At 60.5% G+C, this 13,440-nt stretch carries 12 protein-coding genes; 6 read left to right on the forward strand and 6 right to left on the reverse strand.

The window, feature by feature from the left end:
* Positions 1–368: 368 nt before the first annotated feature.
* Complete coding sequence (locus GXP70_RS03055) at positions 369–1,148, forward strand: HAD family hydrolase (RefSeq protein ID WP_162355107.1); 780 nt, start codon at positions 369–371, stop codon at positions 1,146–1,148.
* 540 nt (positions 1,149–1,688) lie between these two features.
* Here GXP70_RS03055 and GXP70_RS03060 read toward each other — a convergent pair.
* The 3 genes from GXP70_RS03060 to GXP70_RS03070 form a co-directional block, all read right to left on the reverse strand.
* Positions 1,689–4,046 (reverse strand): alpha-L-rhamnosidase-related protein, encoded by a 2,358-nt coding sequence (locus GXP70_RS03060; protein ID WP_162355108.1) that lies wholly within the window; start codon positions 4,044–4,046, stop codon positions 1,689–1,691.
* Between the two features lie 66 nt (positions 4,047–4,112).
* Complete coding sequence (locus GXP70_RS03065; protein WP_162360268.1) at positions 4,113–5,015, reverse strand: IS3 family transposase; 903 nt, start codon at positions 5,013–5,015, stop codon at positions 4,113–4,115.
* The gene (locus tag GXP70_RS03070; protein ID WP_162355109.1) at positions 4,985–5,305 is read right to left on the reverse strand and encodes a transposase; all 321 of its coding nucleotides are present in this window, start codon (positions 5,303–5,305) and stop codon (positions 4,985–4,987) included. Before GXP70_RS03070 ends, GXP70_RS03065 begins: the two co-directional genes overlap by 31 nt.
* A 279-nt stretch (positions 5,306–5,584) precedes the next feature.
* Between GXP70_RS03070 and GXP70_RS03075 the strand changes: the two genes are divergently transcribed.
* Positions 5,585–6,136: a hypothetical protein gene (locus GXP70_RS03075; protein ID WP_162355110.1), complete on the forward strand. Its 552-nt coding sequence runs from the start codon at positions 5,585–5,587 to the stop codon at positions 6,134–6,136.
* A 277-nt stretch (positions 6,137–6,413) separates the two neighbouring features.
* On the opposite strand, the gene GXP70_RS03080 is transcribed toward GXP70_RS03075, so the two are convergent.
* Positions 6,414–6,698 carry a hypothetical protein gene (locus GXP70_RS03080; RefSeq protein WP_162355111.1) on the reverse strand — a complete coding sequence of 95 codons (285 nt, stop codon included), beginning with the start codon at positions 6,696–6,698 and terminating at the stop codon, positions 6,414–6,416.
* 184 nt (positions 6,699–6,882) lie between these two features.
* On the opposite strand from GXP70_RS03080, the gene GXP70_RS03085 reads away from it, so the two are divergent.
* The 4 genes from GXP70_RS03085 to GXP70_RS03100 all read left to right on the forward strand — a co-directional run bounded on the left by GXP70_RS03085 (position 6,883) and on the right by GXP70_RS03100 (position 11,168).
* Positions 6,883–8,091 carry a stalk domain-containing protein gene (locus GXP70_RS03085; protein ID WP_162355112.1) on the forward strand — a complete coding sequence of 403 codons (1,209 nt, stop codon included), beginning with the start codon at positions 6,883–6,885 and terminating at the stop codon, positions 8,089–8,091.
* A gap of 281 nt (positions 8,092–8,372) precedes the next feature.
* Complete coding sequence (locus GXP70_RS03090) at positions 8,373–9,560, forward strand: WD40/YVTN/BNR-like repeat-containing protein (protein ID WP_162355113.1); 1,188 nt, start codon at positions 8,373–8,375, stop codon at positions 9,558–9,560.
* Between the two features lie 213 nt (positions 9,561–9,773).
* A complete protein-coding gene (locus tag GXP70_RS03095) occupies positions 9,774–10,157 on the forward strand; it encodes a VOC family protein (protein WP_162355114.1) in 384 nt (127 codons plus the stop codon).
* 204 nt (positions 10,158–10,361) lie between these two features.
* Positions 10,362–11,168 (forward strand): TetR/AcrR family transcriptional regulator, encoded by an 807-nt coding sequence (locus GXP70_RS03100; RefSeq protein WP_162355115.1) that lies wholly within the window; start codon positions 10,362–10,364, stop codon positions 11,166–11,168.
* Between the two features lie 501 nt (positions 11,169–11,669).
* Here the strand turns inward: GXP70_RS03100 and GXP70_RS03105 are convergent.
* Positions 11,670–12,473: an ABC transporter permease gene (locus tag GXP70_RS03105; protein WP_162355116.1), complete on the reverse strand. Its 804-nt coding sequence runs from the start codon at positions 12,471–12,473 to the stop codon at positions 11,670–11,672.
* Positions 12,473–13,363 (reverse strand): ATP-binding cassette domain-containing protein, encoded by an 891-nt coding sequence (locus tag GXP70_RS03110; RefSeq protein WP_162355117.1) that lies wholly within the window; start codon positions 13,361–13,363, stop codon positions 12,473–12,475. The genes GXP70_RS03105 and GXP70_RS03110 overlap by 1 nt, the downstream gene beginning before the upstream one ends.
* Between the last annotated feature and the right edge of the window lie 77 nt (positions 13,364–13,440).

Consider the following 13,440-nt stretch of genomic DNA (forward strand, 5'->3'; position numbering starts at 1 on the left):
CTTGCAGCCAGTCCGTGCGGAAATCCATTCCTGCGGGCTGGTTTTGTTTTAAGCGGGGGTGCGCCTGCCGTTGCGCGGCCGCATCCCATGCAGGGACGGTGACGGCTAGCGCCAATACCGCAGCTTCCAGGGAATCGGCGTTGATACCGCCTGGCTGCCAGGCGCACGAAGCCGCTGCCTTCAAGTACTCGCCGTTGCGCAATGGGCCGCTCAATCGGCTGCGCCGTTGCGCACCGTGCTGCATGCGCTGCGAAGCGATCGTTCGAAGCAATCATTCATAGGGCGAAAGATATTCGTTCATGGGATTCAGGGTTCGCCTCATACAATAAACGGGAACCCGGAGCCTGCATTCGGAAGGGGGAGCCGCTTTGCGCGGAATTGTGCTGGATCTGGACGGAACGCTGTTGAATGCGGAGAAACGGGTATCGGATCGGAATCTGAAGGCGCTGCTGGCCTGCAGGGAACGGGGCATGCGCATTATCGTCGCGACGGGACGGCCGCCGAGGTCGGTGCGGATGCTGCTGCCGGCGGAGCTGACGGAAGGCGCCTCGTTCGTCTACTATAACGGAGCGCTTGTCGCCGACGAGGCGGCGGGGATCGCGTCCCATACGCCGATTGAGCCGACGATGGTGGAAGAAATCATCGGGCACTGCATGGAGCGGCAGACAGGCGAGATGATGATCAGCGTGGAGGTCCGCGACCGGATCTACGCGAATCGCGAGATCGGGGACCTCGCGTTCTACAGCAAGTGGAACCAGCCGACGGTATGCACGGGGGATGAGTTGAAGCGCCTCCCCGCGACCAAAATCCTGCTCTCCGAGTTCGGCGACGCTGCCGAACGGCTGCGGGCGGCCTTTGCCGGCAAGACGCGGCTCATCGTGACCGACGGAGGCCGTCTCATCCAGATCATGCACGCGTCGGTGTCCAAGGCATCCGGCGTCCTGATGCTCTGCGAGCATTACGGCATCCGCGCCGCCGAGCTGTTCGCGTTCGGCGACGATCATAACGATCTGGAGCTGTTCGGGATGTCGGCGCACGCGGTCGCCATGGGCAACGCCGTGGACGAGTTGAAAGCGCTGGCCGTCGAGGTGACGGATACGAACGACAATGACGGCGTTGCGCAAGTATTGGAGCGTTGGCTCGGGTAGTCGACCCCATGGGATGTCATCCTGCGAACACCAATACGTCCGTCGAAGCACGGAGGCGGACAGGAGATCCGTTATCCCTTCCTGATCACGTAATTTCGTGTGTTGGCGGACAAGAGGTCCGTTATCTCGGCCGATGAACCTGTTTACGATGCCATTCGGGGACATTAACGAATCCTGTGTCCGGCCGCTAACCACAGAAGACTGATTTCGCCCAAATAACGGAACCTCCGTCCTCTAGTCCCCTGAGTATGACAATCCCTTCGACACTTACGGCGTCAACCTCCTTGGGCAGCTCGAAAGGGCTGTCCCGCAAGCGATCGCATGCCATGGGGACATCCCGCTTTTTACGCGAAAGGACCTCGATTTCCACTGCGAAGCGGAAGAAGAGGTCCTTTTCTCGAAGACATTCGGTTCTAAGTGGGACTCTGACAATCAGAAGCCGGCTTTTGGGACAGTCCCTTTTTAGCTTCGGCTTGTAGTCTTCGGCTTTTAGCTTCGGCCTCTAGCCTCGGTTTTAGCTTCGGTGCGCTTGTTCAGCTATTATCGTTCGCGCACGAGCGTCTTGCCGCTGCAATTCTCGATTTCGACCGTCAGGCCGGGCGGCGCCGACAGGCGGTAATGGATCGCTTCGCCTTCGACGCGCCAGCCGAGCGCGATATCGCCGTCCGGCGTCGGCATCGTGCCGCTGCAGGACGCAAGGCCGTTGTCGGCGAAGGCGACGGTCAGCGTGCCGCGCTTCCGGCTCAGCGACTTGATGCCGAGGGCGTCGCGGTAGAGCGCGCGCGCCACGTGCGAGGCGAAGCCGTGGTTGCAGCTCGCTTCCGTGCGGTTATGCTCCCAGAGCGTGCCCGTGCGCTGCGCCATTTTGCCGAAGAACGCGTTGATCTCCGCGAGCAGCTGCGCCGACAAGCCTTGCCGAGACAGCAGCTCCATGCGCAGATAGTACCCGACGAAGGCATTGGCGGGATGAATGCCGCCGATGTCGGCGACGAACGGCGCATCCTTGTCCCGCGAAGGGCTGAAATCCCGCATCAGGCTGTCGAACCAGACCGGCAGCTCCGTCGCGTCCGCGATGCCGAAATACGCCGCGTAATACTGGCATACCTCGGTGCGGTGATCCGTAATTTCGATCTCGCCCTGCTCATCCTCGATGGCCTGATCGACGAAGAACGAGCCGTCGAAAGCATGCTCGCGCACCGTCTGCTTGACATAGGCCGCTTCTTCCACATACGCCTCGGCGCCGTAAATCCGGCCGGCCGCCTCCAGCGCGGCCGCGTAGAGCATGTTCGTGGGATAGTTGATGCCGCCGGTGAAATCATTGGCCTTCGACCACTCGATGAACACCCAGCTCTCCAGGTTCTCGAGCAGGCCGAATTCGTTGCGGAAGCCCTCGAAGTACCGGAAGAGCGCTTCGACGCGCGGCCGCAGCGCCTCGATCGTCGCTTCGTCGCCGCCGCGGTCCCGGAATTCCTCCAGCTGGAGCACGAACCAGAGCGACCAGTTCGGAATGAAGATGCCGTCGTTGTGATCGGCCGGGTAGCACATCGGCAGCATGCCTTCGGGCAGATATGCGAACGATTCCGGCAGCGCGTAGTTCTCGAAGAAATTGCGTTCGATGACCGAGAGGCCCGTCAAATCCGCCTCCACGCGGGCGGTGAAGAAGCTGTCGCACAGCCAGCCGGCCCGCTCGCGGGAAGGGCAGTCCATGAAGACGTCGACCGCGTTCTGGCGGAACGACTCGCGCGCCGCTTCGAAGATGGCGTTCAGTCCCTCGTCCGAGCTGGAGAACGTGCCGCGGTCCGCATCGGGGTTGGCGTATTCCCGTATGCCGCAGCCCGTGAGCCGGCAATCGCCTTCCAGCACGAGCACCTTCAAGTATTGCAGCGTGTACGGCTCGAAGCTTTCGAACGCATACGTGCCGGGCTCGCAAGCGATATGAATCACGTTCGCGCATCCCAGCCGCAGATGGTCGACATCCCCGTCTTCCGTCAAAATCTCATCGAACGTCAGCGCGATCCGCGACTTCGCGGACACCGTGAATTCCGTGCCGATGAAGCCCGTTAAGTCGCGGTCGAAAGCGAGTAACGCGGTTTCGCCTGCCCGCAGCCGCAGCGCTTGTCCCTCATAGCGCCGGTCGTTCCGATTCCAGCCGGTCATCGCCAGCCCGCCGAGCTCGTCGGTCGGAACGAGTGCCAGCCCCTCAAGCGGGAAGCCTTTGAAATCCGGGCCGACGCCAGCGATGGAACGGTCCCGCCATGGGGGCGGCGGCACGGCGGCCTTCGCGAACGTCCCCGTCGCCGGCACCGTTCGCGGCGCGGCGACCGCAAAGCGGGGATAGCTGACGCGGCGGGTCAGCAGTCGCTTCTCCGCGAACGCGTCCGCCTGCGCGGGCGAAGCCGGCTGCGCGTCCGACGTCCGCCAGTCGTGCACGTCGGGCGACAGCGCGTACGCTTCGAGGAACGCGCGCTGGAAGCTGTACCGCTGCACGCGCCGCACGCGCTCCGGCAGCACGAAGACGTCGAACGGCTGCGACGCGCTGCCGGTCGCTGCCGCGATCCGTCCGCCCTGCTCGATCTCCGCCTGCACGAACGACGGCTCGTCCAGCGTGTAGAAGCTGTTGACGTTATAGCCGGCCGTTTCGATCGCGACGTAATTGGCGCCGCCGCTCAAATACGGCGTCAGCTCCCATTCGTCGACGCGGTAATACCCGTGCGGCCCCGTTGCGGGACCATGTCCGCAGAACAGCCCGTTGACATAGAGGCGGTAACGGGACGATGCCGTTACGCGCACGAGCGCGGGCGTCCGCGGATCGGCCTGGAACCGCGCCCTGATGCCGCTGGTGACGTTCATTGCTTCCGACAGGCCGGTCGGCCATATCGGGCGAGCTTCTTGAAACACTGCAAATCCCTCCGATTGGATGCGTGATGGGTAGGATGCTCTTCCGTCAATAAAGTGGACAAGAAATTATGCATTTTTTTCGTAATAAAGTTGCTCAAATAGATACGGCGAAATGTAGCCGAGTGTGCTGTTCGAGCGTTTGCGGTTGTAAAAGAACTCCAGGTAGCGGTAGATTTCCTGGTATGCCTCTGCCTGGGTTTTAAACTTAGGATTGCAGTAGATCAATTCGCGTTTCAAGATGCTGTGGTACGCCTCGATACAAGCGTTATCGTAGCAGTTGCCTCTGCGACTCATGCTGGCTTCCATTTTGTACTTCTTGAGCTGCTTGCGGTATTCTTTGGACGCGTATTGCGATCCGCGATCAGAGTGATGAATGAGACCCTTTGCTGGTTTCTTAGCCGCGTACGCTTGCTTCAAGGCGTCCAAAACCAAATCTGTCGTCATGGTATTGCTAAGCTTCCAGCCTACGATTTGCTTCGTGTATAAATCCAAAATGCTAGCCAGGTAAAGCTTCCCTTGGCGGCAGGGGATATACGTAATATCCGCTACCCACTTCTGGTTCGGTTTCGTTGCGGTAAAATCTTGCTGAAGCACGTTTGGCGCAATCGGCAGTTGGTGTTTAGAATCTGTCGTGGTCACTCTGAATTTCCCCGACATGCACGAGCGAAGGTTGTTCTCTTTCATGATCTTGCCTACCGTGCGTTCAGAGACGACCCAGCCTTCTTTGACGAGCTCATTGTGTATGCGCGGGCTGCCGTAGCGTTTCTGTGAGTCGTAGAAGTGCCACGTAATCCTTTCAGTGAGCTGCTTTTTACGCAGTTGACGCTCGGAAGGCGTTGCTTCAAGCCATTTGTAATAGCCGCTCTTGGATACTCCTAAGACTACGCACATTTTCTCGACTCGGAACTCGGAGCGGTGTTCGTCGATGAGCTGGAACCTTAGTTCTTTGCTTTGCTGAAAATGTGCAATGCTTTTTTTAGGATAGCGAGCTCTTCTTTCATGTCTTCGAGCTCGCGTTCTTTACGGCGGTTCTCCAGCTCAGCATCCTTTAGTGACTGTTCGAGGAGTTTGATTTTCTCAGGGTGATTCACCACCGGCTCCTTTTCGAACTGTCGGTACTGTGTCATCCATTGACTCAGCGTACTTTTGGGGATATTCAACTCCTCACTCAGATCCGAAAGGGACTTCGTTTGCTCCTGCACGAATCGCACTGTTTGTCTCTTAAATTCTTCGTTGTATCGTTGCCGTTGTTCCCCCATAGTGGACACCTCTTCTTATTCGTTACGTGTATTATCCTGTGTTCGTTAAGCGTGTGTCCACTATTAATACTAACTGCAGGATGTATGATGCAAGCATTTTACGCGTTAAAAGTATCACACGCGCCATAGAGCGTCAATGACGGATCGCGGTTCGCGCAGCGGCGCTGAGATAGCGGATCGGCGCACGGGCGATAGACGCGATTCGCCTATTCATCGAATCGCCCATCCAGGGGTATACTCAAGCTAGAAAAACATGCCAATACGCAAGGAGGATACGCTATGAACCGGCTTGCCCATACCGTGCCGTTCGGCTACGAGCCGCCGCCGGAGAACCGTAAAGGAACGATGGTCGTTTACGATACGTTCCAGCATCTGGAGGATGAAGCGCTGGCGTTCGCGGCGGCGACGGCGGAGAGACGCGGCTTCGCCAAGCTGGTGCTCTATCCGCTGCACGAAGAGACGGTACGGCGCATGACGAAGGAGCCCGTGCTGCCGTATCACGCGCGGCTGGACAGGCTTCGCGGCTGGAAGCGCGGTTACGAAGAAGAGCGGGGACGCGGGGCGGTGGCCGTCGCCGTGGAAGGCCTCGAGGGGAAGCGCAAGAAATACACGCCGATGGATGCGGCGCTGCGGCATTTGGCGGAGGCCTATCCGTCGCCGCTGTTTCTGTACCTGACCCCGGAGACGGCGAATCAGTTCGCCTCGTACGCCTCGTTCGAGGAATGGATCGTCAAGCTGCGCCTGCTGCTCTCCGAGGAGCCGCATTCGCCGCATCCTAAGCTTGCGCGGTACGCCCATCGCTGGGACGTCGCGGAGCGGACGCAGCGCTAGGGAACGAACCGGCCATAGGAATCGAACCGGTCCTAGGAGCTGAACTGGCCACAGGAACTGAATTGGCCTTAGGAACTGAACTGGCCACAGGAACTGAATTGGCCCTAGGAATTGGACCAGCTATAGGAATCGAGCCAGCAATAGGGACCGAATCGGTCATAGCGCAATACCCGGTTCTACAAACAAAACCGGCTTCCTGCCTGAAGAGCGATCAACAGGGGATGCCGGTTTTTTCGTTGGTATGGAAGGTAACGTGGGATGTGCGGCTTGCGCGGCGTTAGGCTGCGGTTCTGAGAGGGGCGGTGCGGTTGTCCGGCGCGCTGCTTGCCGCGGCGGTTTGGCCGTCTTCGCGGCTGCCGCGGCCGGCGATGGCGCGAAGCTCGTTCAGGAGCGTGTCAAGCTCCTGGCGAAGCTCGTTCAGCTCGCGGCTGCAGCGGGATTGCAGGTCGTTCAATTGCGCGGGGGAGAGCTGGTTTTGCCGGATTTGGTAGATCAGTTTGTTCGTCATCGTATCGCTGTCGCAGAGGCGCGACGCGTACACGATGGCAGGGCTGGATGACATAGGAACGGCTCCTTTGCTTGGCGGAAGGCGGCTGCCTCCCTGAATGTCTTCAGTATAGCGGCCGAGTATTAACAGACGATGCTGAGAGTGTGAAGGGAGTGTAAGAATACGCACCGATATGGACGGGTTTTACAAATTAAAGTAGAGTAGGAGGGAAAAGGGAGAAGAGAAGGGGGAGCATAGGATGAGGAGAATCCGCACGCTGATCGCCGGCGTCATGGCGCTGGCGGCTGCCGCTTCGGCAGTTCCGGCCGCTTCGGCAGCCGCTTCGCCGTCCGGGGGCGGCGGCATTGCCGTCGTCGTCAACGAACAGCAATTAGGAGGCGCGAACGCCATCATCGAGAACGGCGTCATGTGGCTGCCTTTTCGGCCGATGATGGACGCGCTTGGCGCGAAGGTCGGCTACGATCCGGCAACAGCCGAAATTACCGCCGCGATCGGCAAGGATACGATGCGCTTCCAGGCGGAGAGCAGCATCGTTCAGTACAAGGGGCACGAGTTCGATCTGTATGACGAAATCAGGCGGATTCGCGGACAAGTCTATGTGTCCGCCCGCAGCATGGGGCAGCTGCTGGAGCTGGACGTAACCTACGACCGGAGCGTCAAACAGGCGAACGTCACGGCATGGGGCTATGGACAGGACGACGCCGTCAAGGCGGCCGTTACCGCGTTCCTCGATCCCGCCATGACCGGCCGCCATGCGGAGCGGCTTACGGCGGATAATCCGGACCGGATCTATTACGAGCATGAATCCGAAACGATGGATCCGCCGTACCGGATGTTCGAAACCCGGTTCGGCGACATCGACTATACCTCCGCTGCGAGGGCCGTACTCCAGGCCGTGACGCGAAGCGAGACGCAGGCCATGAAGTCCGAGCGCGAGGTGGAATACCGGCTGCAGCGGGCGGGCGCGCGCTGGCTGATCGCGAAGATCGATTACAACCATCTGCGATTGGATCTGCCGGACGACGCGGACGAGACGGCGGCGGCGCTGAAGCGAGAACGTCCGGACGAGGCAGACGCGGTGCTGCGGGACTTGAACGCGTTCTACGATGCCTATAACGCCGGGAATTACGAGGCGACGATGGAGCTCTTGAGCCCGCGCTTCCGGCAGCGATGGAAGGAACTGACCGGAGACGACTACGGCAAGCTGCTGCAGGCGATCTTCGACAACGGCCGGGATACGAGCGTTATCGTCGATTCCCGCGTGCTCTATATCGAGGGCGCGCATGCGGTCGTGCATCTGAACGTGCTGTTCTCCGAAGCCGGAGCGGATGGTTCGTCTCCGCCGGAAGAGCCCTACCCGTATGAGCTTGTAGCCGGAATGGATCTCGTTGACGGGCACTGGACCTATAATTACGACGACGAGTGGACGATCAGCGAGGACTATTAGAGGGCTGCCGGCGCAGGCTGCCGCTATGCGGCGAATAAGCGAGCGGCGATAGGCGGACGATCCGGGACCGGTATACGGTCGCGGGTCGTCCGTTTTTTGCTGCATGTCGGCGTACGTATCCATGCCGGACATACATAGCTTGGAATAGGAAATCCTAGCCTATGGCGGAAATTGCGCGTTGGGACAGAGATGCCCGCAACCGGACAAGACCGCGGCGCGTCAAACAAGGAAACAGATAGAAAACCGCGCAACAAGGTTAATAATTGGACGAGGTGATGTTTATGATGAGACCATTCTCGAAACCGGCGCCGAGACGGGCGCTTGCCGCGATGCTTGCGTTTGCTGCGGTGCTGACGGGCTTCGGCGTGAGTTCGGGCACGCCGCGAGCCGCCGCCGCCGCGCCCGCTGCCGCGGCGGCATGCCGGACGGACAGCCACGGCTTGACGCTGCATGCGATGAAGGACACGTCCGAACCGTATTTGCAGGCGATTCAATTTCTGGGCCCTTCCATCGGGCGCGTCGCCGGCAACGGCTTCATGCTGGGCACGTCGGATGCCGGCTGCCACTGGCAGACGATTTATAACACGGGCAAGCTGAATTTTACGCAGATGCAGTTCCTGACCAATGTCGAAGGCTACGTCCTCGCGCAAGTCGCCTACGGGAAGCCGAACACGCTGCTTAAGACGACGAACGGCGGAGCGAGCTATACGTGGATTCCGACGGGACAGCATCCGTTCGATCGCATTCAGTTCCTGAACGAGCAGACGGGCTTCGGGTACACGCGCGCGTTCACGTACAAGACGACGAACGGCGGCAAGACGTGGAGCAAGCTGGCCACGCCGCCGAATACGCGCTACGTGCATTTCATGACGGAGCAGAAAGGCTGGGCGATCATCGTGCTCGCGGCGGGCGGCTACGAAATCAAACGGACCGTCGACGGCGGTAACCATTGGACCGACTCGCTGAAGGTGAGCTCGCAGACCAATGTGGGCGGCATGATCCAAGGCACCGACAGTTCCGACGTCTGGGTGCTGCTGTACGGGGATTCCGGCATGTCGCAGACGTCGTATTCCGTCTTCCATACGTCGGATGCGGGCGCGCATTGGAAGCAGGTCATCTCGCATCCGACGGCGGGCGGCGGTCCGGCGCCGGGACCCGTCGCGCCTGACGGCAAGCTGGCCGGTCCGCAGGGCAGACCGACCGACATGGCGGTCGTAGGACGGCAGGCCGCGTTCCTTGTCGCGGGCAGCGGCGCATTGGACGACTTGCAGTTCGGCCGTTCGCTGGACGACGGCAAGACATGGACCAACCTGCCCGGCGCCGCGCCGGGTTACGACGGCAGGCTGTCGTTCCTCTCGGCGACGACGGGCTATCTGGCGGTCACGAGCTTCGAGAAGCCGGCCGTCTACCGGACGGCCGACGGGGGCAAGACGTGGAAGCTGCTGTTCTCGCTTCCGGGCGTGAAGTAGCCATTCCGGCAAGACCCTTGTTCCGCCATAGTTGAAGGGATCCGGGGAACGGTCGGCGGCCGGCGCTCCCAGCGCCGGCCGCTTCGCGTTTCTCCGTGCAATGACGATTAGGCGGCCATTGGCAATTACGCGCGAACAATTCGCCAAAATACAGCAGGCGCCGACGCCCGTTCATGCTATACTAGATTCAAAAAAAGGCGGTGGGCCTGCGTCATGATTCGCCACGAAGGCATTCATCATGTCAGTTTGATCGTAACCGATTTGGAGAGGTCGAAACGGTTCTACGAGGAAGTCATCGGCTTGCGGGAGATCCAGCGGCCGCCGTTCGATTTTCCCGGCGCCTGGTACGGCATTGGCGACGGCGGTCAGCAGCTGCATCTGCTCGTGCATGTGGGCGAGACGCTGCGCGGCGGCGGAATCGACACCCGCGACGGGCATTTCGCGATCCGCGTCGCCGATTTCGACGAAACGATCGCCTGGCTGGACCGGTGCGGCATCGAACATCGGCACAACCGGAACAGCATCACCGGGTTCTCGCAGATTTTCCTGCTGGACCCCGACCGCAACATCATTGAATTGAACGCCGCGCGCGAATAAAATGCGGACGGAAAGCCGGGCAGTCCCACGAGGGACGCTCGGCTTTCGTCTTGATCCGGACGCTTCACGGCGTGGTGGAAGGATTCGCGGCGGGCATAGCGGCAGGACTCGTGGCAGGCTTCGTTGTCCCTTCGCAGCTGGATGTGATACACTGTTTATATCATATACAATTTCGGCGTTTGACCGGAACGGGGGACTGCCAGCATGACCAACCATACCGATAACGAAGACGACGTGCTCGGCCGGCTGCCGGCCGGCGTTGCATTAAGCTGGGGCATCGTGAAGCAGGGCAAGCGCGGTCCCAAGGGCGAATTGAGCATCAAACAAATCGTCGACGCCGCCGTGGCGATCGCGGATCAGGACGGCTTGCAGGCCGTGTCCATGAGCCGCGTCGCCCAGTCGCTCGGCTATACGACCATGTCGTTGTACCGCTATATGACGAGCAAGGACGACCTGCTGCTGTTGATGCAGGAAGCGGTAAGCGACGTGCCTATCCCGCCGTACGACCCAGGCCAGGATTGGCGGGACGGATTGCGCGAATATGTGCAGCAATGCGTTCAGGTGTTCGTCGAGCATCCGTGGTACGGGGATATTCCGATTACGGGCGTGCCGGTGACGCCGAACGTCATGGGGCTTATCGATTGGGTGCTGCGGTCGCTGCGGCCGCTGGAGCTGGACGAATTCGAGAAAATGTCCGTCCTGCTGCTGCTGAGCAGCTACGGACGCGCCGTCGGCCTCATCAGCAGGGATATCGCCAAAGCGGCGCGGTTAGGCGTGAGCGCGGAGGATTTCTCGGGTTTACCGTTCAGTCCGGCGTTGAAGCGGCTCGTCACGCCCGAGCGGTATCCGGACTTGTACCCGATCGTCATGTCCGGGATCTATGCGGGCGAACGGGAGTCGGAGAGCACGGTCGGGGACGACATGAATTTCGGGCTGGAGCGGATTTTGGACGGGATCGAGCAGTATTTGGCGCGCCGGGGGAAGCTGCCCGCGGATGCGGGGGACCGCTAGAACAATGGGCGATGCCGCCGGATCGATGGGAGTGAGGTCGAACCGCCGTCGGCATCCTGCGAAGCGGCGTGCGTTGGGAGCTGCGTCCGCAGCGTGAAAGACGCGTCACGGCTGGCTGGGAGCGTGAAAGCTGAAGCGGAAAGAGCAGAAAGAGCGGAAAGAGCGGAAAGAGCGGAAAGAGCGGAAAGAGCTGAAAGAGCTGAAGGGGCTGCCCTTTTAGTTCTCTGCGCTTTTGCAGCTCTTCGGCCCGTCAGCCCTTCTCTTCGATTCTTCCAATTCTTTCAATATCTTGCAGCTCTTCGGCTCTTTATGCTCTTCGGCCATTTTCAGCTCTTGCGGCTCTTCGGAAAGCCTTTTAGCAGCGAAGTTGAAAGACCCGAAAGACCCGAAAGATCCGCAAGACCGAAAAAGCACACCGGTTTACTCGCTTGAGCGAGCCGGTGTGCTTTTTGTTATGCTGCGGGGTCGCGTCCGCGGACGCGGCCATAAGAAGGCAGGGAGTTACCTGCGCCCGGATCCCCGCTTGAATGCCGCGACGCTCCAGATGAGCGCGAGCGCCAGGATGCCGGCGCACCAGGCGGCGGCGAGCCAGGCGTTGTGGCCGATCGGGGTGCCTGTGAGCAAGCCGCGGATCGTCTCGATCACCGGCGTGATCGGCTGGTTGTTGGCCACGCCCTGAAGCCAGTGCGGCATCGTCGACGTCGGCACGAACGCGCTGGAGAGATAGGGGAGGAAGAGCAGGATAAAGCCGTAGCCGGAAGCCGCCGAGGCCGAACCGGCGATCATGCCGATCGCGGCGAACAGCCACGTGATGGCGAGAATGAACAGCGTAATTATGCCGAGGGCGGCGAGCCAGGCCAGGAAGCCGGCATCGGAGCGGAAGCCGACGAGAAAGGCGACGCCGATGACGACGCCGGTCGCCAGCAGGTTGCGGGCGAGGCTGGCGGCGACATGTCCGGTGATGACGCCGATGCTGCGGATCGGCATCGTGCGAAACCGGTCGATGATGCCGTTCGTCATATCCTGAGCGACGTCTACGGCCGTACTGGAGGAGCCGAAGCCGGCGCACAGCAGAATAATGCCGGGCACGACGTAGGTGACGTATTCGCCGCCCGGCGAAATGGCGCCGCCGAACACGTACGTGAACAAGAGCATCAGCATGACCGGCAGCATGATCGCCATGATGAGCGCTTCGGTATTGCGCAGGCTGAGGCGGATGCTCCGCCCGATGAAGACGGCGTTCGTGACGCCGAAGGATGCGACCCTGTCCGGCTCGGAATTCGTATGCAGCGTTGCGGTTGTCATTATTTTACGGCCTCCTCTATTTGCGGGGTTGTCGTCAAGGCGACGAATACATCGTCCATGCTAGGTTTGCGCAGCATAATCCGCGACTCCGGCGAAACCTTCCCGGCGAGGCCGTTCAGCGTCTGGCGAATATGCTGCAGGCTGCCGTCGGTGGGGAATGAGGCGAGCACTTCGCCGTCCGCGTCGTGCAGCTCGATCAATTCGTCGCCGACGCGGGCCTTCAGCTCCTTCGCCGTGCCGGAGGCGACGATGCGTCCGCCGGCGATGACGGCGATGCGGTCCGCGAGCTGATCGGCTTCCTCCAAATACTGCGTAGTCAGGAAGATCGTAATGCCCCGGTCGCGCAGCTCCATGATCATATCCCAGAGGGCGCGCCGGCTGACGGTGTCGAGCCCCGTCGTCGGCTCATCGAGGAAAAGCACGGGCCGGGAGGCGACGAGACTGACGGCCAGGTCGATTCTGCGGCGCATCCCGCCTGAGAAGGTTTTGACCAGCTTGCTTGCGCTGGCGGTCAGCTCGAACCGTTTCAGCAGCTCGGCGGTTCGGATCCGCGCTTCGGCGGACGTGCAGCCGGATAATCTGCACATCATCAGCAGATTCTCCTTCGCGGTCAGCATGTCGTCGACGGCGGCGAACTGCCCCGTCAGGCTGATCGAGCGTTTGACGGCTTCCCGTCCCGCGATAATGTCGTGTCCGTTGACGGCCGCTGTTCCTCCGTCAGGCTTCGTCAGCGTGGATAAGATGTTGATCAAGGTCGTCTTGCCCGCGCCGTTCGGTCCGAGCAAGGCGAAAATCGTACCGGACGGAACGGCGAGATCGATGCCGTCCAGCACGGTTTGCGAGCCGAACGATTTACGTAATCCAGCCGTTACGATAGCGTTATTGCGCATGTTTTGTCGCTCCTCCATAAAACAGTGTATTTTATAAACAGTATATTATGATAACAGTATATTACGCATACAGTAAA

Source organism: Paenibacillus lycopersici (assembly GCF_010119935.1).
Taxonomy (GTDB): Bacteria; Bacillota; Bacilli; order Paenibacillales; family Paenibacillaceae; genus Paenibacillus_Z; species Paenibacillus_Z lycopersici.